This window comes from Vibrio sp. JZG10 (assembly GCF_054064075.1).
In genome coordinates this window covers 45,308-64,544 of the sequence record NZ_JBSUGE010000024.1, presented here as the reverse complement: position 1 = coordinate 64,544, position 19,237 = coordinate 45,308, and the positions used below count along the sequence as shown (strand labels likewise).

Sequence of the window (19,237 nt, the reverse complement as noted above, 5' to 3'; positions counted from 1 at the left end):
GCAGCGAAAGGCCAACCGAAATTCGAGCTATTTATCGTTAGTCCTTGCAGGGCAAGGGCTTTCGTAATCTTGCCCTGTGGGGTCACTTTATCTTCGACGATAGGTTCAGACTCAAATTCTTGCAAAGATTCATCCACATAACTCATTTCCTTCGCAGTTGGCCATGTAATTTCGATTTTATTTTGAGCGTCGGAAGTAAATACCGCCAAGTATCCTCCACTCGTTGTCACTAACTGGGCAAGATGATCAATACTCAATTCAGAGTGGTTCATATTAGATGGACGCCCGGTCGTGACTTTATTAGGCAGTTGCGTCCCATAATCAAGAAAACTCAATGAAACAATATCATTGCCCTCTTCTAGCATGATTCTCACCGTTTGGCCTCGGAAAGAACGCTTGATGATATTGGCAAAAATGCTGTTGAAGATAACATCAAGGTTAAAGCTTTCCAGAGCAATTCGACTTGTTTTTCTCTCATCTTCAAGCTCCACCATAATCCCAGCCTTCGCAAAATCATCTTGCCATACATCAACCACCGATTGAGTTATCTGACTCAAATTGTAATTGTGACTGCCGCCGCTAGCTTCGCCAGGAACACTTTTTAACTCATTTAATTGCCATGTCGTTTTCGCCAGATGATCTTCCGTAGCTGCATCCAAAGGTATGGGTAATTTTGACGCTATAAAATCCACACTGGACTTAATAGATTGCGCCACGTGATCAACCAACAGGTTTCTGACTTGAATCTGTTTACGTAGCTGTTGGTTACTCGTCAACAACACTCGGCTTTGATGCCTCAACTGGTTAGTTTTGAGTGTCACTTGCGCAGCTAAATCACGGTTAGCCTGTACAACATAGCGAGAACGCCAGTACATAAGTAGTGCAACCATGGCAATACTCGCGACCACAAAACCTAAAATTGCGAGTTGCGATAAATACCAAGGATTAAGCACAATAAAATATGACTCGAGCCCAACCAATCCAGCAGCGACTTGAGACTCATTACTTACCTGTAGATGGTATTCACCGGAATTGAGATGCTCTAGAGTCAGTTGGCCTCCCTCTAGCGCTTGCCAAGGATCATCGCTATTCAATCGATAATACAAATTTTGGCTGTCTGGTTTTGGCATCACGCCAAATAAGAAACTTAGAGAAGAGCCATACGGTAATTTTATTCCATTCAAATCGGCGCTACCAACTTGTAGAACCTCGTTTTCAAGCACAACTTGGCTCACGATAAACTTCGACTCTGGAGGGTTGGACACAAGCAGCTTGGATGCTTCAGCTTTTACCAACCCGTATTTCGACCCTAGGACGAGCTCTCGCTCACCACCTTCTTTTTGCTGTATAACACTGCAAATTCCTGGTAGAAACTCGTTGTTCATTAAGCCAGACGCCGATGAATAATGTTTCACTAATTCACCCGAAAGGTGGTAATAGCTTAATCCGACAGAAGAGGCTAACCACACACCTTGCCTGTCTCTGATCAAGCAAGCAGGTCGCGCGTTGGGCACACTCATTTCAACAACATGTTTCTCGTCACTTCCTTTAATCGTTTTAAAAACGCCGTAAGATGACGCAAACCACTGACTGCCATCAACCGCCGTGACCATGTCTAATGATTCACCAAATTTTTCGGAATAGCGGATGAACTGGATGTGTTCATTGCTGTATTGATAAACCCCATGATCGGTCCCTATCAATAGAGAATCTTCAGTGTCGTATAAACGCGTAACCTTAGCTGGTAAGTACTGACTTACTAGCCACTCACTTCCAAAGTTTCTTACGCTTTGCTTGGTTATATCAACATTGTAAAGATGGTATCCACTTGATACCCAGAGACGCTCATTACCATCAACAGTCACATGCTCCACTCCGTGTCCAGCCATAACCTGTAAATAAGGAAATGTCACTTTGTTAAGACCATTCAACTCAAATATTTCGAGCCCTTTAGAGGTCGCAAGCCAAAGCATCCCACCTTGAAATGCAAATTCATTGATCTGCGAATCAAGCTCCAAGACTTTGATGTTGCCACTCTCACCTGTCCGGTAAAGCTTTCGGTCATCCGCGAACCAAAGCGCATCATCAGGTCCTGTGGAAGTTTGTCGAATTCGCCCTGATAAGGTTTGCGAGTCGTAACTACTGAAGGTTACTCGTTCAAACTTTTTACTAAACAAGGAGTAATAGCGAATGCCTTGGTTAGTCGCGATCCACATCCCTCCCATGTTGTCACTCAGTAGCGAATAGATCTTTGTATTATCCAGCTCCAGTTCAAGAAAGCTTGCAGGCTCGACTTCTGTCACTTCACCTGACAAGAATGAGTATAAATACAGACCATGCTCAGTCCCCACCCAGTACTCTTGATTTGTCTCAGCGAAAGTCAACACATGAGAGCCGCCAATCTTAATCACCTCTTTATCAGGTTGATAAATATTGAAAATTAATGCCCCACGCAACGTTCCTACCAGAATTTCTCTGCGCGTGTGTGAGTAGTAGATCTTTTCAATGTAGTTCTGACCTGAAGCGACTACATGGTCAAACTTATCTCCTTCTGAAAGATAAAAGCCAGAAGTTGTAGCAAGTGCCCACTTCTCTTCGAGCAGAACTGCATCGTTAATATAAACATAGCTATTGTTGCTATGTTGATAGAGCTGCAACAAAGAAAAGGACTTTAACTCGTTAGTATCGATGTTGTAAGTATAGAAATGTGCGCCATCACTAACCCAAATATAATCTTCAGAAGAACCGATTTTTCTTATTTGCGACCCGGGGTTTAAGCTAAAGACTAAACGTCTTTCTTGATTTGGATAAGTTTGATACACCTCATTCTCAACAAAGGTCCAGAACGAGCCTTCATGATAAGCCAGTTGCTTAGCAGACATTTGTAAAAAACTGCCTGATTTAGGTAGGATATTTTGGCCATCATAAAACAACACCCGCCCATGCACGTCGTGAATCCACAAGCCCCCTTGCTCACCCAAGAACAATTTTTTAGCCGCAATAAAAGTACCCTTAACCTGAGTCGGCAAAGGGTAAAAGATGGCATTCGCATTATGAAGAGCAAATGCTTGGAAAGATAGGAAAAAGCCCAACAAGACAAGGGCTAATTGGCGTAGCAAGACGAAAACCTTTTATATCAATTTGTGCTCGGCGCTCACCGTCCATATCTTCTACAGCATGGACTTATACGGTTATTTTGAGCTGCTAATTATTGATAATGATATCTCAATTACTGTTTGAGAAAAGGCTCGCCTTGCCAAAGGTTGTAATTCTTACTACTGGATCACGTTAAAAGGACTATTCCTACACAACAACACTACTTAATCCGTCTTTTGGCTCAAGCACTGCTCAAAATTATTCGCCATATTGTTGAGAAAAGTAAAGTAACTGCCCGGTTTTGCTTCAATTGTGCTCCCTAATGGGTCAAGTTCACCTTTGGCAACTTTGCTACCTCGCATCACGCTCTGAACGACAGCTGGAGTAAACTGAGGTTCAGAAAACACGCAGGCTACATCTCCTGAACTTAACTTTTGACGAATTTGGATTAAGGTTTTTGCTCCCGGCTTACGATCCGGGCTCACGGTGAAGTGCCCCATTTGATTTAACTCATAACGCTCTTCGAAATAACCATAAGCATCGTGAAACACAAAGTAACCTTTGTCTTTCACTGGCGATAATTTCTTCTTGATCTCTAGGTCCGTCTGGCTGAGCTCAGTTTCAAATTTTTTAAGGTTTTCTTGGTACTGTGCTGCATTTTCCGGATCAAGTGATCCTAGTTGATTTACGACAGCCTTGGCAACTTGTTGTGCTTGACTTACACCTAACCAAAAGTGCGGATCATGTGAACCATGATCGTGGCCATCATGGTCATGGTTGTGCTCACTATCAAACTCACGCAAATCTAGATCTGGAATTTGACTAATAGTCAGAGTATTCGATCTGTCTGACACGACTTTTTCCAGAAACGGTTCGAGATCATGTCCGTACCAAATGACTAAATCAGCAGAAGCTATTTTCTTAACATCCGATGGGCGTAAAGCGTAATCATGGGGCGAAGTGTTAGACTGCAGTAATACATCTGGCGAAGTCACCCCTTGAGTAAGCTCTGTCACTAATAACTGAATAGGTTTGATACTCGTTAGTACCGTTACTGCGTGTGCTGGCAACGTTAGCATCGCTGACGCAGCAAGAATTAATGCTCTTTTCATAGTTTTACTTGGGATATGGTGTAGAAAGTGTGATAATGTTACATTATAACATTATTGATTTGCAAATGAGTTTCATTCATGTCTTCCTTAGTCCATCTTGAGCACTTATGCGTCGAGTTCGATGGCCGCAGAGTTCTCGATAACATTAGTATGGAATTACAAAAGGGCAAAATAACAACCCTAATTGGTCCCAATGGAGCGGGAAAATCAACGTTAGTCAAAGTCATTTTAGGCCTTCAAAAACCGACTAGCGGCAAATTAAACCGACAAAGAAAACTAAAAATTGGTTATGTTCCTCAAAAATTGAAACTCAATGACTCTCTTCCATTGAATGTCACCCGTTTTCTAAATTTAGCAGGAAAATACAGTAAACAAGAATGTATTGATGCATTAAGGCTTGTTGGCGCTGAGCATTTAATTAGTAGTAACATGCATCGCTTATCAGGTGGTGAAAACCAACGCGTATTACTTGCGCGTGCTTTGCTTCAACGCCCAGAGCTGTTAGTGCTAGATGAACCTGCGCAGGGTGTGGATATTCAAGGTCAAATCGATCTCTACGATCTAATTGAAAGCATTCGTCACCGATTCGATTGCGGTGTATTTATGGTGTCACACGACTTACATTTAGTAATGGCCAAAACAGATGATGTCATTTGTCTGCATCACCATGTTTGCTGCTCTGGTTCACCTGCCACGATTACTCAGCACCCTTCTTACATCGCGCTATTTGGCAATGCAGCGAGAGAATCGCTCGCGTTTTATCATCACGACCACGAGCATCATCATCACGATTTATCCGGAACGCCAGTAACTGGCGATGCGACATCATGCTCCAACCATAAACACGGACATCATCACCATGATTGAGTTTCTTCTACCTTCTATTCTTGCTGGTATTGGCATCGCGATCATTGCAGGTCCTCTTGGGTCATTTGTCGTTTGGCGCAAAATGGCTTACTTCGGTGATACCTTGGCACATGCTTCATTGATGGGTTTGGCATTAGGCTTTCTGCTCAACGTGAACCTTTATCTTGCACTACTCGTTTGCTGTTTAGCACTCGCCGTATTGCTCGTGACACTGCAGAAACAACAACTGGTCGCAACCGATACGCTTCTGGGTATACTCGCCCATAGCGCATTATCTGTTGGTCTAGTTTCTGTTAGTTTCTTGGATAATGTCCGTGTAGATCTGATGAGTTACTTGTTTGGTGACTTACTCGCAGTCTCTCCGCAAGATCTGATGTTCATTTACGCAGGTGTCGTTGCTGTTAGCGTGTGTCTTTACGTTTTTTGGCGACCTTTATTGTCGAGCACAGTTAGTGAAGAGCTTGCTGCCGTCGAGGGCGTCAATACAGACTTGGTTAGATTGGTGTTAATGCTTATGGTAGGTGTTGTGATTGCCGTAGGTATGAAGTTCGTTGGCGCGTTGATCATGACTTCGCTCCTAATTATCCCAGCAGCAACAGCACGTAAAGTCTCTTCATCACCAGAGCAAATGGCATTGTTCGCATCCATTATTGGCTCTGTGGCAGTACTGATGGGGCTTAGCCTATCATGGCACTTCGATACTCCGGCTGGCCCATCAGTAGTAATCAGCGCAACATCTCTGTTTATGCTTAGCCAATTTATTCGCCAAAAATCGTAAAAAGTACCTTGATACAAAAAAGCCTAGCAATTATTGCTAGGCTTTTTTAGCTTTAAGCTTCGAGTTGGAAATTACCAGCCCGTTACTTCACGTAGACCTTGGCCGATCTCTGCTAGAGATTTCACAGTCTTAACGCCCGCCGCTTCTAGTGCTGCAAATTTGTCTTCAGCAGTACCTTTACCGCCAGAGATAATCGCACCAGCGTGGCCCATACGTTTACCAGGAGGAGCAGTTACACCAGCAATGTAGGAAACCACTGGCTTCGTTACGTTTTCTTTAATGTATGCTGCTGCTTCTTCTTCTGCAGTACCACCGATTTCACCGATCATAACAATCGCTTCTGTTTCAGGGTCTTCTTGGAACAGTTTTAGAATATCAATGAAGTTTGAACCTGGGATTGGGTCACCACCAATACCAACACAAGTAGACTGGCCGAAACCTTCGTCTGTTGTTTGCTTAACTGCTTCGTAAGTTAGAGTACCGCTGCGAGATACGATACCTACTTTACCTTTCTTGTGGATGTGACCAGGCATGATACCGATCTTACACTCGTCAGGAGTGATAACACCCGGACAGTTAGGACCGATCATGCGAACGCCAGTTTCTTCTAGCTTCACTTTCACGTCGATCATATCTGTTGTAGGAATGCCTTCCGTGATTGTTACGATTAGCTCGATGCCCGCATCAATCGCTTCTAGAATTGCATCTTTACAGAAAGGTGCTGGAACGTAGATAACTGTCGCTGTTGCACCAGTTGCTTCTACTGCTTCACGAACTGTGTTGAATACAGGTAAGCCTAGGTGAGTTTGGCCACCTTTACCTGGAGACACACCACCAACCATCTGAGTGCCGTATGCGATAGCTTGCTCTGAGTGGAAAGTACCTTGACCACCAGTGAAACCCTGACAGATTACTTTAGTGTCTTTGTTAATTAATACAGACATTATTTAGCCTCCGCAGCAGCAACAACTTTCTGAGCAGCATCCGTTAGCGACTCAGCAGCAATGATATCAACATCAGAATTAGCAAGAACTTCGCGACCTAGGTCAGCGTTAGTACCTTCTAGACGAACAACAACAGGTACGCTTACACCTACTTCTTTAACCGCACCGATAATACCTTCTGCGATCATGTCACAACGTACGATACCACCGAAGATGTTAACAAGTACCGCTTTCACGTTGTCATCTGATAGGATGATCTTGAATGCTTCAGCAACACGCTCTTTCGTCGCGCCGCCACCTACGTCTAGGAAGTTAGCTGGTTTGCCGCCGTGTAGGTTTACGATATCCATCGTACCCATTGCTAGGCCTGCACCGTTAACCATACAGCCAACGTTACCGTCTAGTGCTACGTAGTTCAGTTCCCACTGAGCTGCGTGTGCTTCACGCTCATCTTCTTGTGATGGATCGTGCATTTCACGAAGCTTAGGCTGACGGTAAAGAGCGTTTGAATCGATGTTGATCTTACCATCAAGACATAGCAGGTTGCCTTCACCAGTAACCACAAGCGGGTTGATCTCAAGTAGAGCAAGGTCGTACTGAGAGAACATAGTGCCAAGACCCATAAAGATCTTAACGAATTGTTTGATTTGGTCACCTTCAAGACCAAGTTTGAACGCAAGCTCGCGACCTTGGTAAGCTTGTGGGCCTACTAGTGGATCGATTGCTGCTTTGTGGATAAGCTCCGGCGTTTCTTCCGCAACTTTTTCGATTTCCACACCACCTTCTGTTGAAGCCATGAAAACGATCTTACGGCTTGCACGGTCAACAACCGCACCTAGGTATAATTCGTTTGCAATGTTTGAAGCTTCTTCAACAAGGATTTTTGTAACTGGCTGACCGTTAGCGTCAGTTTGGTAAGTCACTAGGTTTTTACCTAACCACTTTTGTGCAAACTCTTTAACGCCTTCTTTTGTATCGTGCAGCTCTACACCGCCCGCTTTACCACGGCCACCAGCGTGAACCTGACATTTAACTACTTTCTTTTCTGTACTGATACGGCCTGCGGCTTCAAAAGCTTCTTGTGGTGTATCACACGCGTAGCCTTCTGGCACAGGCAAACCGAATTCTGCAAACAGCTGTTTGGCTTGGTATTCATGCAAATTCATTTCGATATTCCGTTTGTTTTTCCCTTAAGGGATTTATTATTTCCATAACGCTGCAGTCTTGGCTGCTTGTACGTCTGTAGGGTCTTCTCAAATCAATCCCTCATCACGAGTCCTCATGGTGTGGGATTCAAATGAAGGCCAGACGTTGAGCCAGTCTAGCCATTGAAATTTTTAACGTCTAGCTACCTACGATAACTAGACGTTTTAGCGATATTAAACGTCTAATAGGAGACGGGCTGGATCTTCTAGCAACTCTTTAATCGTCACTAGGAAGCCAACAGACTCGCGACCATCAATTAGGCGGTGATCGTAAGACAGCGCTAGGTACATCATCGGCAAGATTTCAACTTTGCCATCCACTGCCATCGGACGCTCTTGGATCTTATGCATACCAAGAATCGCTGATTGAGGTGGGTTGATGATTGGTGTAGACATTAGTGAACCGAACACACCACCGTTTGTGATAGTGAAGTTACCGCCCATTAGCTCGTCTACCGTTAGCTTGCCATCACGACCTTTGATAGCCAGTTCTTTGATGCCTTTTTCAACATCAGCGAAACCAAGCTTGTCACAGTCTTTTAGGACAGGTGTAACTAGACCACGTGGCGTTGATACCGCCATGCTAATGTCGAAGTAGTTGTGGTAAACAATGTCATCGCCATCAATCGAAGCATTTACTTCTGGGTAACGCTTAAGCGCTTCTGTTACTGCTTTTACGTAGAAAGACATGAAGCCCAAACGAATACCGTGACGCTCTTCGAACTGATCTTTGTACTGCTTACGAAGGTCCATGATTGGTTTCATGTTCACTTCGTTAAACGTCGTTAGCATTGCCGTGTTGTTCTTCGCCTCTAGTAGACGGTTAGCGACTGTCTTACGCAGGCGAGTCATTGGAACACGTTTTTGGCTACGAGCCGCTGCCGGCACGTCAACCACTGCTGGTGCTTCTTCTTTTGGCGCAGCTTTAGCGTTCGCAAGATGCGCTTCAATATCTTCGCGCGTAATACGACCACCAACGCCAGTGCCTTTCACTTGGCTTGCTTCTAAGCCATGCTCAGCCAATAAACGACGTACTGCTGGGCTTAGTGCATCATTGCTTTCTTCGCTAAGCGCAGCTTTATGACGTTTATCAGGAGATGCTTCCGTACCTTCTGTTTTGTCTGCGGTAGGCTCACCTGCAACTGCACCTGGCTTCAATTTAGCAATGATTTGTTTAGAAAGTACTGTCGCACCTTCTTCTTCAACGATAGCTTCCAAAACGCCTGCTTCCGGAGCTGGCACTTCTAGCACGACTTTGTCTGTCTCGATGTCAACCAAAACCTCGTCACGCTCTACTGCGTCGCCTGGTTGTTTGTGCCATGTCGCTACGGTTGCATCAGCAACTGATTCAGGTAAATCTGGAACCAGAATTTCAATTGTCATATCTGTTTCTTCCTTTCACTTCTAGTTCTTAATTCGAAGTTTTTGAGTTCACGTTCAGAGCGTCTTCAACCAACGCTTTTTGTTGTTTCAAGTGCACCGACATGTAGCCAACTGCTGGCGAAGCAGAAGCTGGGCGACCTGCGTATTTAAGATCTGCACCTGCAGGAATAGCGGCACGGAAGTTGTGTTGGCTACAGTACCAAGCACCTTGGTTCTGAGGCTCTTCCTGACACCACACGAAGTCTTCAACGTTGGTGTATTGAGCAATCGCTGCTTGTACTTCTTCCATCGGGAATGGATAAAGCTGCTCGATACGCACGATAGCGACATCGTCTTGCTCGTTATTACGGCGCTGCTCCAGTAGGTCAAAATAAACCTTACCTGAACAGAACACGACGCGTTTTACTTTGCTTGGGTCTAAATCATCTACTTCTGGAATTGCAGATTGGAATGTACCGTCCGCTAAGTCTTCAATTGTCGAAGTACATAGAGGATGGCGCAGCAAAGATTTTGGCGACATAACAATCAGAGGTCGACGCATTGGGCGCACAACTTGACGACGAATCATGTGGTATACCTGAGCCGGTGTTGAAGGAACTACAACCTGCATATTTTGCTCAGCACACAACTGAAGGTAACGCTCTAGACGTGCAGAGGAGTGCTCAGGGCCTTGACCTTCGTAACCGTGAGGTAGAAGCATTGTGAGACCACACAAGCGTGCCCATTTCTGCTCACCTGACGAAATGAATTGGTCAATCACAACCTGCGCGCCGTTGGCAAAGTCACCAAACTGCGCTTCCCAGATAGTCAAACCACCTGGCTCTGCTGTTGCGTAACCGTATTCAAATGCCAATACCGCTTCTTCTGACAGTACTGAGTCAAACACTTGGAATGGACCCTGATTGTCATGAATATTCGCTAATGGAATGTACGTACTTGCATCTGTTTGGTTATGAAGAACCGAGTGACGGTGGAAGAAAGTACCACGACCCGAATCCTGACCAGAAAGGCGAATACGCTTGCCATCATCAACTAATGTTGCATACGCCAATGTTTCGGCCATACCCCAGTCGATTGCTTTTTCACCGGTCATCATTGCTAGGCGATCGTTGTAAAGCTTATTAACACGGCTTTGCAGTTTATGGCTTTCTGGATACTGACAAAGACGATTACCCAACTCGATAAGACGCGTCTTGTCATATTTTGAATCCCACTCCATATCCCATTCATGCCCTAAGTAAGGGGACCAGTCTACAGAGTGCAACGCCATTGGACGCCATTCTTTAACCACCACTTCACCGCGGTCTAATGCGTCGCGGTACTCATTGACTAACTGAGTCGCTGTCTCGATATCTGATTCGTTTTTATCGATCAGAATATCCGCATACAATTTGCGTGGTGTAGGGTGTTTTTTGATTTTTTGGTACATCAAAGGCTGAGTCGCGTTTGGCTCATCGGCCTCGTTGTGACCATGGCGACGGTAACACACCAAATCAATCACGACATCGCGCTTGAACTCGTTGCGGTAATCCAAAGCAATACGAGTAACAAAAGCAACCGCTTCTGGGTCATCGGCATTCACGTGGAAAATTGGCGCCTGAACCATCTTCGCGATATCTGTACAGTACATCGTTGAACGCGTGTCACGAGGGTTAGACGTCGTAAAGCCAACTTGGTTGTTAATAACGATACGCACCGTACCACCGACTTGGAAACCACGAGCCAGTGACATGTTGAACGTTTCGGCAACCACACCCTGACCAGCGATTGCAGAGTCACCGTGGATAGTGATAGGAAGCACTTTGCTACCTTGATTATCACCCAAGCGATCTTGACGTGCTCGCACCGACCCCATGACTACTGGGTTGACGATTTCTAGATGCGATGGGTTAAATGCAAGAGCTAAGTGAACATCACCACCTGGGGTAGCAAAGTCGGCAGAGAAACCTTGGTGATATTTCACATCACCGGTGCCCCAAGTTTCGTCGTGTTTACCGGCAAACTCATCGAATAGATCTTGAGGCTTCTTACCAAGCACGTTCACCAGCATGTTCAAACGACCACGGTGAGCCATACCGATAACCACTTCACGCATCCCACTTGTTCCCGCGTGACGGATCAACTCTTTCGTCATCGGAATCAGTGCGTCACCACCTTCTAGAGAGAAACGTTTTGCACCTGGGAATTTCGCTCCGAGGTAACGCTCCAAACCTTCAGCGGCTGTTAGCTCTTCTAGGAATGTGCGCTTCTCATCTTTGTTGAATGATGGCTGGCCTACGACAGACTCAAGACGTTGTTGGATCCAACGTTTTTGCTCTGTGTCAGTCATGTGCATGTATTCAGCACCGATGGAACCGCAGTAAGTTTTGTTGAGGGCTTCATAGATGTCTTTCAACTTCATGGTTTCTTGCCCAACAGCAAAAGAACCTACGTTGAAAGTTTCTTCGAAGTCATCTTCGGTAAGATTATGAAAAGCAGGGTCTAACTCCGCCACGGTTGGGCGTTGCCATAGACCTAGTGGGTCTAATTCTGCAGCTTCATGTCCGCGGAAACGGTATGCGTTGATTAGCTGTAGAACTTTTACTTGTTTTGCATCGACATCTGGGTCACTAACTTGGACATTGTAATGCTTTGTTTCTCTAGCGAGTCGACGGAAGTAGTCACGGACACGTGAATGTGGTTGTTCTGCCACTTCTTCTGACGGCTTAGGTAAGCCTTCAAAAACACGTTTCCACTCCTCACTTACCAGATCGGGATCACTTAGATACAGTTCGTAGAGGTCCTCTACATACGTTGCATTGGCGCCAGCCAAGTGTGAAGACTCGAGCCATGCCTTCATCACGCCGTTGTGCATATTTTCCCTTAACCAGTAGTTTTCACGTTTGCTTCGGTCTTTGCCGAGCTATAAGAGCCGACCAGAACTAGTCGGCAATTTTTGTATTCTTTACTCGAAATATTCTTGAAGCAGTGAAGCGGTCATATCGGGTGATCCGCAACACTGCGACATTCCTAAGAGCGAGTAAATTAAACCGAGCGATTAACCAGCATCGACTTAATATGGCCGATGGCTTTTGTCGGATTTAATCCCTTAGGACAAACACTTACACAATTCATGATGCCATGGCAACGAAAAACGCTAAATGCATCATCAAGATCAGACAAACGTTCATCTGTTGCCGTATCACGGCTATCAATTAGCCAGCGGTACGCCGCAAGAAGACCTGCTGGACCGATGAATTTGTCAGGGTTCCACCAGAATGATGGGCAAGACGTTGTACAACATGCACACATAATACATTCGTACAATCCATCTAAATGCGCACGATCATCAGGCGATTGTAGGTTCTCGCGTGATGGTGGTAATGCACCATCATCAATCAAGAATGGTTTAACTTTCGCATAGTTATCATAGAACTGCGTCATGTCAACGATAAGATCGCGCACGACAGGTAACCCTGGCAGTGGACGAATAACTATCTTATCACCTTGTAGAGCAGATAACGGTGTGATACACGCTAGACCATTTTTACCATTCATGTTCAAACCATCAGAACCACATACCCCTTCACGGCATGAGCGACGGAACGCGATGCTTGGATCTTGCTCTTTTAGCAGAATCAATGCATCAAGCACCATCATGTCTGAGCCTTCGTCTACCTCAAGGGTATACTCTTTCATGTAAGGCTTGGTATCTACATCCGGATTGTAACGGTATAAAGAGAAGTTCAATTTCATAGTCGTATCCTCCCTTTAGTATGTACGTACTTTCGGCGGGAAAGCTTCACGATGCGTTGGCGTCATGTTCACATCACGCTTAGTCATCGCTTCTGTTTCCGGGTTGTAGATAGAGTGGCATAGCCAGTTCTCATCATCACGCTCAGGGAAATCGAAACGTGCATGTGCGCCACGGCTTTCAGTACGGTAGTTCGCCGCTACGGCTGTAGAGAATGCTGTTTCCATCAAGTTGTCTAACTCTAGACACTCAATACGTTGCGTGTTGAATTCAGAAGACTTGTCCGCTAGGTGCGCATCTTTCAGACGTTCGCGAATTACTTTCAACTCTTCTAGACCCGTTGCCATTGCATCGCCTTCACGGAATACCGAGAAGCTGTTTTGCATGCAAGCTTGTAGGTCTTTACGGATTTGAACTGGATCTTCACCGCCAGTACTATTTTCCCAACGCATGGTACGCGCTAGAGATGCTTCAATATCAGATTCAGTTGCAGGGCGTGCCTCAGCTTGCGCTGCGAGCGTTTCGCCAAGATGCAAGCCTGTCGCGCGACCAAATACGACTAAGTCTAGTAATGAATTGCCGCCTAGACGGTTTGCTCCGTGTACTGATACAGAAGCAATCTCACCACATGCATATAGACCTTGTACTTCCATCTCGCTGCCGTCAGCCTTTTGCTTGATTGCTTGGCCAGACACTTGAGTCGGTACACCACCCATCATGTAGTGACAGGTTGGAATTACTGGAATTGGCTCTTTCACTGGATCAACGTGCGCGAAAGTACGAGACAGCTCACAGATACCAGGCAGACGTGACTCAAGCACTTCTTTACCAAGGTGATCCAACTTCAGCTTAATGTGTGGACCCCAAGGACCATCACAACCACGGCCTTCACGAATTTCGATCATCATTGAACGTGCAACTACGTCACGACCTGCAAGGTCTTTCGCGTTAGGAGCATAGCGCTCCATGAAGCGTTCGCCATCTTTATTTAGAAGGTAACCACCTTCACCACGACAACCTTCTGTTACAAGAACACCTGCACCAGCGATACCCGTTGGGTGGAACTGCCACATTTCCATGTCTTGCATAGGTACACCCGCACGCAATGCCATACCTACACCGTCACCAGTGTTGATGTGTGCGTTAGTGGTCGACGCGTAAATACGACCTGCACCACCTGTTGCTAGAATCGTTGCTTTTGATTTGAAGTAACAGATCTCGCCTGTTTCCATACAAATCGCAGTACAGCCCATTACGGCGCCGTCTTGGTTTTTCACCAAGTCTAGTGCATACCATTCCGAGAAAATGGTGGTTTTGTGTTTCACATTTTGTTGGTAAAGCGTATGAAGAAGCGCGTGACCTGTACGGTCCGCAGCTGCTGCTGTACGTGCAGCTTGCTCACCACCAAATTCTTTTGACTGACCACCGAATGGACGTTGGTAGATAGTACCGTTATCAAAACGAGAGAATGGAAGGCCCATTTTTTCTAGTTCGATAACGGACTCAGGGCCATTCTTACACATGTATTCAATCGCATTTTGGTCACCGATGTAATCGGAACCTTTAACGGTATCGTACATGTGCCATTGCCAATCGTCTTTGTGCGAGTTACCCAGAGCGACGGTAATACCGCCCTGTGCAGACACAGTATGAGAACGTGTTGGAAATACTTTTGACAACAAAGCACATGATAGGCCTTGTTCTGAAATTTGTAGTGCAGCGCGCATACCTGCACCACCAGCGCCGATTACTACGGCGTCAAACTCACGAACTGGAATAGACACTTACGCACCCCACAGAATAAATAGACCAGAGAAGACATAGCCGAATAGCACGGCAATAACACCAAGTTGCAGTGCGCCACGCAGTTTCGCGCACTTAATGTAATCCGTTAATACCTGCCACAAACCGACCCATGCGTGGATCAGGATCGAGACAAGTGCCAACATGGTGAATACTTTAGTGAAGGTACCACCAAAGAATTGGGTCCAAGATGCGTAAGAGATATCTGAAAATGCACAGAAGCTAATCAGATAAATCGTGTATAGCGTCATAATGATTGCAGTTGCACGAATTAGTAGGAAATCGTGTACACCATTACGACCAAATGAAGATACGTGTTTTACCATACCAAGATCCCCGCCAATAATGATAATACTGCTGTTGCACCAAACGCGACTTTAGCGCTCATCGTGCCAGAATCTAGCTCTTCAAAGTGACCTAGATCCATCAACAAGTGACGGATACCACCTGCAATGTGGTAGGCAAGTGCAGTAAGAATTCCCCACAGGATGAATTTTACGAAGAAGCTATCGACGATGTCAGCGGCTTCCATAAAACCCATTGGGGATGACAGAGAAATGGACAGTAACCACAGTAGTATACCCACCGCAACAAACGTAATTACCCCAGACACACGGTGTAGGATGGATGCGATTGCTGTGATAGGAAAGTGGATGGTCTGTAAATCTAAATTAACAGGTCTTGACTTTCTTTCTTTCACGGGCTTGCTCACTCAGCTCCATTGAGCATTTATTGTTATAACCAATTTCAGCTTCCAAACGTACAAAAGTTAACATCTATTTAACAAATATCGCGAGTAACCACCCAGATAATTGTAAACAACTTGTTAACAATCGGAGTCCAGCAACAAACCTCACTCTTTGTTTCTAGCCCCGAATTTATAAGGATTTAACTAAAATTTTCTTAGCCAATATACGGCGAGCAACATTCTAATACAATTGGTGTAACAAATTATGCTACATAGAACAGATTTTTAACGATTTTCATGAGAAAAATCATAACAAGTGCACACAAAGATGGAGAAAAATTGACTTTAAGCTTTAACAACAGTACAAAAATGGCACATAAACATCCTGGACGGATTAAATAATAAACAAAGGAGATTGTTATGGCGGATAAGAAAGCGACCCTTCATGTTGAAGGTCAAGCGCCAATCGAACTGCCAATTATGGACGGTACGCTAGGTACACCTGTAATTGACGTTCGTAAGCTGGGAGCCAATGGTTACTTTACTTTTGACCCAGGTTTTCTTGCCACTGCATCTTGTGAATCATCAATCACGTACATCGATGGCGGCAAAGGTATTCTTTTGCACCGCGGTTTCCCGATTGATCAATTAGCCAATAACGCAGATTACTTAGAAGTATGTTACATCCTTCTTTATGGTGAAGCCCCTACCCGAGAACAATACGAGCAATTCAAGACGACCGTAACGCGTCATACTATGGTCCACGAACAAATCGCAAGCTTTTTCCATGGCTTCCGACGTGATGCTCACCCAATGGCAGTAATGTGTGGTGTAGTCGGTGCACTTGCAGCCTTCTACCACGACTCTCTTGACATCAACAACGACGAGCACCGCGAGATCGCGGCGTACCGTCTGCTATCGAAGATGCCGACACTGGCTGCAATGTGTTACAAATACTCTATCGGTCAGCCATTTATCTACCCACGCAACGATTTGAGCTACGCAGAAAACTTCCTACACATGATGTTCGCAAACCCTTGCGAAGAGTATGAAGTAAACCCTGTCGTTGCTCGTGCAATGGATAAAATCTTCACGCTACACGCAGATCACGAACAGAATGCGTCGACGTCAACTGTACGTCTAGCTGGCTCTTCTGGTGCTAACCCATTTGCATGTATTGCCGCTGGTATTGCATCACTTTGGGGACCTGCTCACGGTGGTGCAAACGAAGCGTGCTTGAGAATGCTAGAAGAGATTGGCAGCGTCGATAACATCCCTGAGTATGTAGACCGCGCGAAAGACAAAGATGACCCATTCCGCTTAATGGGCTTTGGTCACCGCGTTTATAAAAACTACGATCCACGTGCGACAGTAATGCGCGAAACGTGTCATGAAGTTCTCAAAGAGCTAAACATTCAAGACCCTCTACTAGATGTAGCAATGGAACTTGAGCGCATTGCGCTTTCTGATGAGTACTTCGTTTCTAAGAAGCTGTACCCGAACGTAGACTTCTACTCAGGTATCATTCTTAAAGCGATTGGTATTCCAGTTTCTATGTTTACGGTTATCTTCGCGATTTCTCGTACCATCGGCTGGATTGCTCACTGGAACGAAATGCACAGCGATCCACTGAACCGCATCGGTCGTCCTCGTCAGCTATACACTGGTGAGACACAGCGTGAGTTTTCTCCACTTCACGAACGTGAATGATCTTTTTAGTTAGAAGATAAACAAACAAAAGGGTTGAGATTTTGTCTCAACCCTTTTTTCTTTTCAGCGTCTCACGTTATGAATAGCGAACACTAAACCGGATTATCAATATCGATAAACTCCACATGTAGGCCGTATTCATCCGCTAGCCATTTTCCTAAAGCCTGAACACCATAACGCTCAGTAGCATGATGACCTGCAGCAAAGTAATGAATGTCCATTTCTCGCGCAGTATAGGTTGTACGCTCAGAAATTTCGCCAGAGATAAACGCATCTAATTCGTGTTGTACAGCAAGCTCAATAAAATCCTGCCCTCCACCAGTGCACCAACCGACTGTCTCAATCATCTTATCAGTATTCTCTGGCGCAATATGTAGTGGTTCTCTATCAAGTACTTGATTGATCTTGCTCGCAAACTCAGCACCAGACATCGGTTTTTTCAAGCGTCCAAACATGGCTACTGATTGAGGATGTCCTTCAAGTCCACCTTCTACTTCGATTTCAAGTAAGCGAGCTAATTCGGCGTTGTTGCCTAGCTCTGGGTGAATATCCAGAGGAAGGTGATAACCATATAAGTTGATATCGTTTTTGATCAGACTACGAATTCGTTTACCTTTCATACCACGAATTGGCTCAGGTTCACCTTTCCAAAAATAACCGTGATGAACGAGTAATGCGTCTGCATTAAGCTCAATCGCTTTATCGATTAAGGCTTGAGAGGCAGTTACGCCAGTGATAACACGCTTTACGGCTGGCGTCCCTTCTACCTGTAACCCATTTGGTGCGTAATCTTTAATTAACTGCGGTGACAGTTTGTCATTAAGAATCTGTTCTAGCTTTAAGTTATTCATTATTACTTCCAATTTCTAGCGCATGTAAACCTAAATAACCTCTCGATGAAATCAGACCGAGAGTGTGCAACCTAGTTGATACAACAACGTTTTGACATCTGGCACCTTGATATCATTTAGGTACTTAAAGTGTATCTCGAACCCCAATATCGATGCTAGCCACCCTACCCTCAAAAGCAAATTTAGTTACAATAACAAAGCTTGTCGCCTCACCATACATATAGGGATACGGATGAACCAACTGCAACGCTTTTACCAATGGATCGCCACTTCACCTCCTCTTTTCAAGTTACGCCCTCCGTTTACAACCTTAGAGGATCTTTCGGTAACGCCTTTAAATAACGCTGAGCAATACAATGGTAATCCAAGATTGGGCTTTTTATATCAGCACTTATGCACTGCAGTTCTCTCTAGTTCAGAACGATATCAGGTTATCGCGGAAGAGGTTCAGTTAAACGACATCGAAGGTAAGACCATTGGTGCTATCGACTTGGTGTTGCGGAATACAGAATCAAATCAAATAGAACACTGGGAAGTGGCGATTAAGTTTTATCTTCTTTATAACGGCGTTTGGTATGGTCCGAATGCTCACGACCAGCTGCATACAAAACTGAATAGAATGCTTACTCATCAGTTGAAAATGAGCGATCGCCCGGAATTTCAAAAAATAATTCCGTTAAACGACGCCCCACAAGAACGTCTATTGATGCAAGGACGACTCTATATTAATCCGTTTACTCCAGAGCCAACTCCTAGCGAGTGCTTGGGTTATGAACTAAATCCAAGTCAGATTAGTGGTTACTGGTGCTACCAGAGCCAATGGGAGTTAATCGGTAAGCCACTTTATCATTTACACAAACCATGCTGGGCGATTGGTACGGACGATTTATCTCAACCCATTGAAAAGCCTTCAGACAGATTTGTACATGCACAAACGGAGGACGGTCAATTCTGGTTTGTGGTACCGGATTCCTGGCCCGGAAACAACTGAGTTCAGGAATCTTAAAACGCAAAAGGGTTGATGCTTGCACATCAACCCTTTGTTTTCTAAATCGACTATTGAATGG

15 protein-coding genes are annotated in these 19,237 nt (G+C 45.0%); 4 read left to right on the top strand and 11 right to left on the bottom strand.

Annotated elements, in window-relative coordinates; translation table 11 throughout:
• Together ACWYVB_RS20950 and znuA are read right to left on the bottom strand one after the other, a co-directional pair.
• The coding region (locus ACWYVB_RS20950) for an AraC family transcriptional regulator (protein WP_457530022.1) at nucleotides 1-3,119 on the bottom strand (3,119 nt) is incomplete at its 3' end.
• 201 nt (nucleotides 3,120-3,320) lie between these two features.
• Nucleotides 3,321-4,208, bottom strand: coding sequence for a zinc ABC transporter substrate-binding protein ZnuA (znuA, locus tag ACWYVB_RS20945; protein WP_006742703.1), 888 nt, complete (start codon nucleotides 4,206-4,208; stop codon nucleotides 3,321-3,323).
• Nucleotides 4,209-4,286: 78 nt separating this feature from the next.
• On the opposite strand from znuA, the gene znuC reads away from it, so the two are divergent.
• Together znuC and znuB are read left to right on the top strand one after the other, a co-directional pair.
• Nucleotides 4,287-5,075, top strand: coding sequence for a zinc ABC transporter ATP-binding protein ZnuC (gene znuC / locus ACWYVB_RS20940; RefSeq protein ID WP_006742704.1), 789 nt, complete (start codon nucleotides 4,287-4,289; stop codon nucleotides 5,073-5,075).
• Nucleotides 5,068-5,853: a zinc ABC transporter permease subunit ZnuB gene (gene znuB, locus ACWYVB_RS20935; RefSeq protein ID WP_005396067.1), complete on the top strand. Its 786-nt coding sequence runs from the start codon at nucleotides 5,068-5,070 to the stop codon at nucleotides 5,851-5,853. The genes znuC and znuB overlap by 8 nt, the downstream gene beginning before the upstream one ends.
• A 71-nt stretch (nucleotides 5,854-5,924) precedes the next feature.
• Here znuB and sucD read toward each other — a convergent pair whose 3' ends face one another.
• The 8 genes from sucD to sdhC form a co-directional block, all read right to left on the bottom strand.
• Nucleotides 5,925-6,797: a succinate--CoA ligase subunit alpha gene (sucD, locus tag ACWYVB_RS20930; RefSeq protein ID WP_005382181.1), complete on the bottom strand. Its 873-nt coding sequence runs from the start codon at nucleotides 6,795-6,797 to the stop codon at nucleotides 5,925-5,927.
• A complete protein-coding gene (gene sucC / locus ACWYVB_RS20925; RefSeq protein ID WP_054867849.1) occupies nucleotides 6,797-7,963 on the bottom strand; it encodes an ADP-forming succinate--CoA ligase subunit beta in 1,167 nt (388 codons plus the stop codon). Before sucC ends, sucD begins: the two co-directional genes overlap by 1 nt.
• Before the next feature lie 213 nt (nucleotides 7,964-8,176).
• Nucleotides 8,177-9,385, bottom strand: coding sequence for a 2-oxoglutarate dehydrogenase complex dihydrolipoyllysine-residue succinyltransferase (gene odhB / locus ACWYVB_RS20920; protein WP_005393012.1), 1,209 nt, complete (start codon nucleotides 9,383-9,385; stop codon nucleotides 8,177-8,179).
• A gap of 28 nt (nucleotides 9,386-9,413) precedes the next feature.
• Nucleotides 9,414-12,239, bottom strand: a complete 2,826-nt coding sequence (gene sucA / locus ACWYVB_RS20915) for a 2-oxoglutarate dehydrogenase E1 component (protein ID WP_005393014.1) — start codon at nucleotides 12,237-12,239, stop codon at nucleotides 9,414-9,416.
• 170 nt (nucleotides 12,240-12,409) lie between these two features.
• A complete protein-coding gene (locus ACWYVB_RS20910; RefSeq protein ID WP_005382174.1) occupies nucleotides 12,410-13,120 on the bottom strand; it encodes a succinate dehydrogenase iron-sulfur subunit in 711 nt (236 codons plus the stop codon).
• 15 nt (nucleotides 13,121-13,135) lie between these two features.
• Nucleotides 13,136-14,902, bottom strand: a complete 1,767-nt coding sequence (gene sdhA / locus ACWYVB_RS20905) for a succinate dehydrogenase flavoprotein subunit (RefSeq protein ID WP_005393016.1) — start codon at nucleotides 14,900-14,902, stop codon at nucleotides 13,136-13,138.
• Nucleotides 14,903-15,247: a succinate dehydrogenase, hydrophobic membrane anchor protein gene (gene sdhD, locus ACWYVB_RS20900; RefSeq protein ID WP_005382169.1), complete on the bottom strand. Its 345-nt coding sequence runs from the start codon at nucleotides 15,245-15,247 to the stop codon at nucleotides 14,903-14,905.
• Complete coding sequence (gene sdhC, locus ACWYVB_RS20895) at nucleotides 15,241-15,633, bottom strand: succinate dehydrogenase cytochrome b556 subunit (protein ID WP_017634811.1); 393 nt, start codon at nucleotides 15,631-15,633, stop codon at nucleotides 15,241-15,243. Before sdhC ends, sdhD begins: the two co-directional genes overlap by 7 nt.
• A 396-nt stretch (nucleotides 15,634-16,029) precedes the next feature.
• Between sdhC and ACWYVB_RS20890 the strand changes: the two genes are divergently transcribed.
• The gene (locus tag ACWYVB_RS20890; protein ID WP_005382163.1) at nucleotides 16,030-17,319 is read left to right on the top strand and encodes a citrate synthase; all 1,290 of its coding nucleotides are present in this window, start codon (nucleotides 16,030-16,032) and stop codon (nucleotides 17,317-17,319) included.
• 92 nt (nucleotides 17,320-17,411) lie between these two features.
• On the opposite strand, the gene ACWYVB_RS20885 is transcribed toward ACWYVB_RS20890, so the two are convergent.
• Complete coding sequence (locus ACWYVB_RS20885) at nucleotides 17,412-18,170, bottom strand: Nif3-like dinuclear metal center hexameric protein (RefSeq protein ID WP_256955885.1); 759 nt, start codon at nucleotides 18,168-18,170, stop codon at nucleotides 17,412-17,414.
• A 232-nt stretch (nucleotides 18,171-18,402) separates the two neighbouring features.
• On the opposite strand from ACWYVB_RS20885, the gene ACWYVB_RS20880 reads away from it, so the two are divergent.
• Nucleotides 18,403-19,161, top strand: coding sequence for a DUF1853 family protein (locus tag ACWYVB_RS20880; protein WP_457530017.1), 759 nt, complete (start codon nucleotides 18,403-18,405; stop codon nucleotides 19,159-19,161).
• Nucleotides 19,162-19,237 lie beyond the last annotated feature (76 nt).

What these genes read in the sequence shown, in the direction of transcription:
- ACWYVB_RS20890 (WP_005382163.1), top strand. Translation starts at nt 16,030, where the DNA reads ATGGCGGATAAGAAAGCGACCCTTCATGTTGAAGGTCAAGCGCCAATC.
- sucC (WP_054867849.1), bottom strand. Translation starts at nt 7,963, where the DNA reads ATGAATTTGCATGAATACCAAGCCAAACAGCTGTTTGCAGAATTCGGT.
- znuC (WP_006742704.1), top strand. Translation starts at nt 4,287, where the DNA reads ATGTCTTCCTTAGTCCATCTTGAGCACTTATGCGTCGAGTTCGATGGC.
- ACWYVB_RS20910 (WP_005382174.1), bottom strand. Translation starts at nt 13,120, where the DNA reads ATGAAATTGAACTTCTCTTTATACCGTTACAATCCGGATGTAGATACC.
- ACWYVB_RS20885 (WP_256955885.1), bottom strand. Translation starts at nt 18,170, where the DNA reads ATGAATAACTTAAAGCTAGAACAGATTCTTAATGACAAACTGTCACCG.
- znuB (WP_005396067.1), top strand. Translation starts at nt 5,068, where the DNA reads ATGATTGAGTTTCTTCTACCTTCTATTCTTGCTGGTATTGGCATCGCG.
- ACWYVB_RS20880 (WP_457530017.1), top strand. Translation starts at nt 18,403, where the DNA reads ATGAACCAACTGCAACGCTTTTACCAATGGATCGCCACTTCACCTCCT.
- odhB (WP_005393012.1), bottom strand. Translation starts at nt 9,385, where the DNA reads ATGACAATTGAAATTCTGGTTCCAGATTTACCTGAATCAGTTGCTGAT.
- sucD (WP_005382181.1), bottom strand. Translation starts at nt 6,797, where the DNA reads ATGTCTGTATTAATTAACAAAGACACTAAAGTAATCTGTCAGGGTTTC.
- znuA (WP_006742703.1), bottom strand. Translation starts at nt 4,208, where the DNA reads ATGAAAAGAGCATTAATTCTTGCTGCGTCAGCGATGCTAACGTTGCCA.
- sucA (WP_005393014.1), bottom strand. Translation starts at nt 12,239, where the DNA reads ATGCACAACGGCGTGATGAAGGCATGGCTCGAGTCTTCACACTTGGCT.
- sdhD (WP_005382169.1), bottom strand. Translation starts at nt 15,247, where the DNA reads ATGGTAAAACACGTATCTTCATTTGGTCGTAATGGTGTACACGATTTC.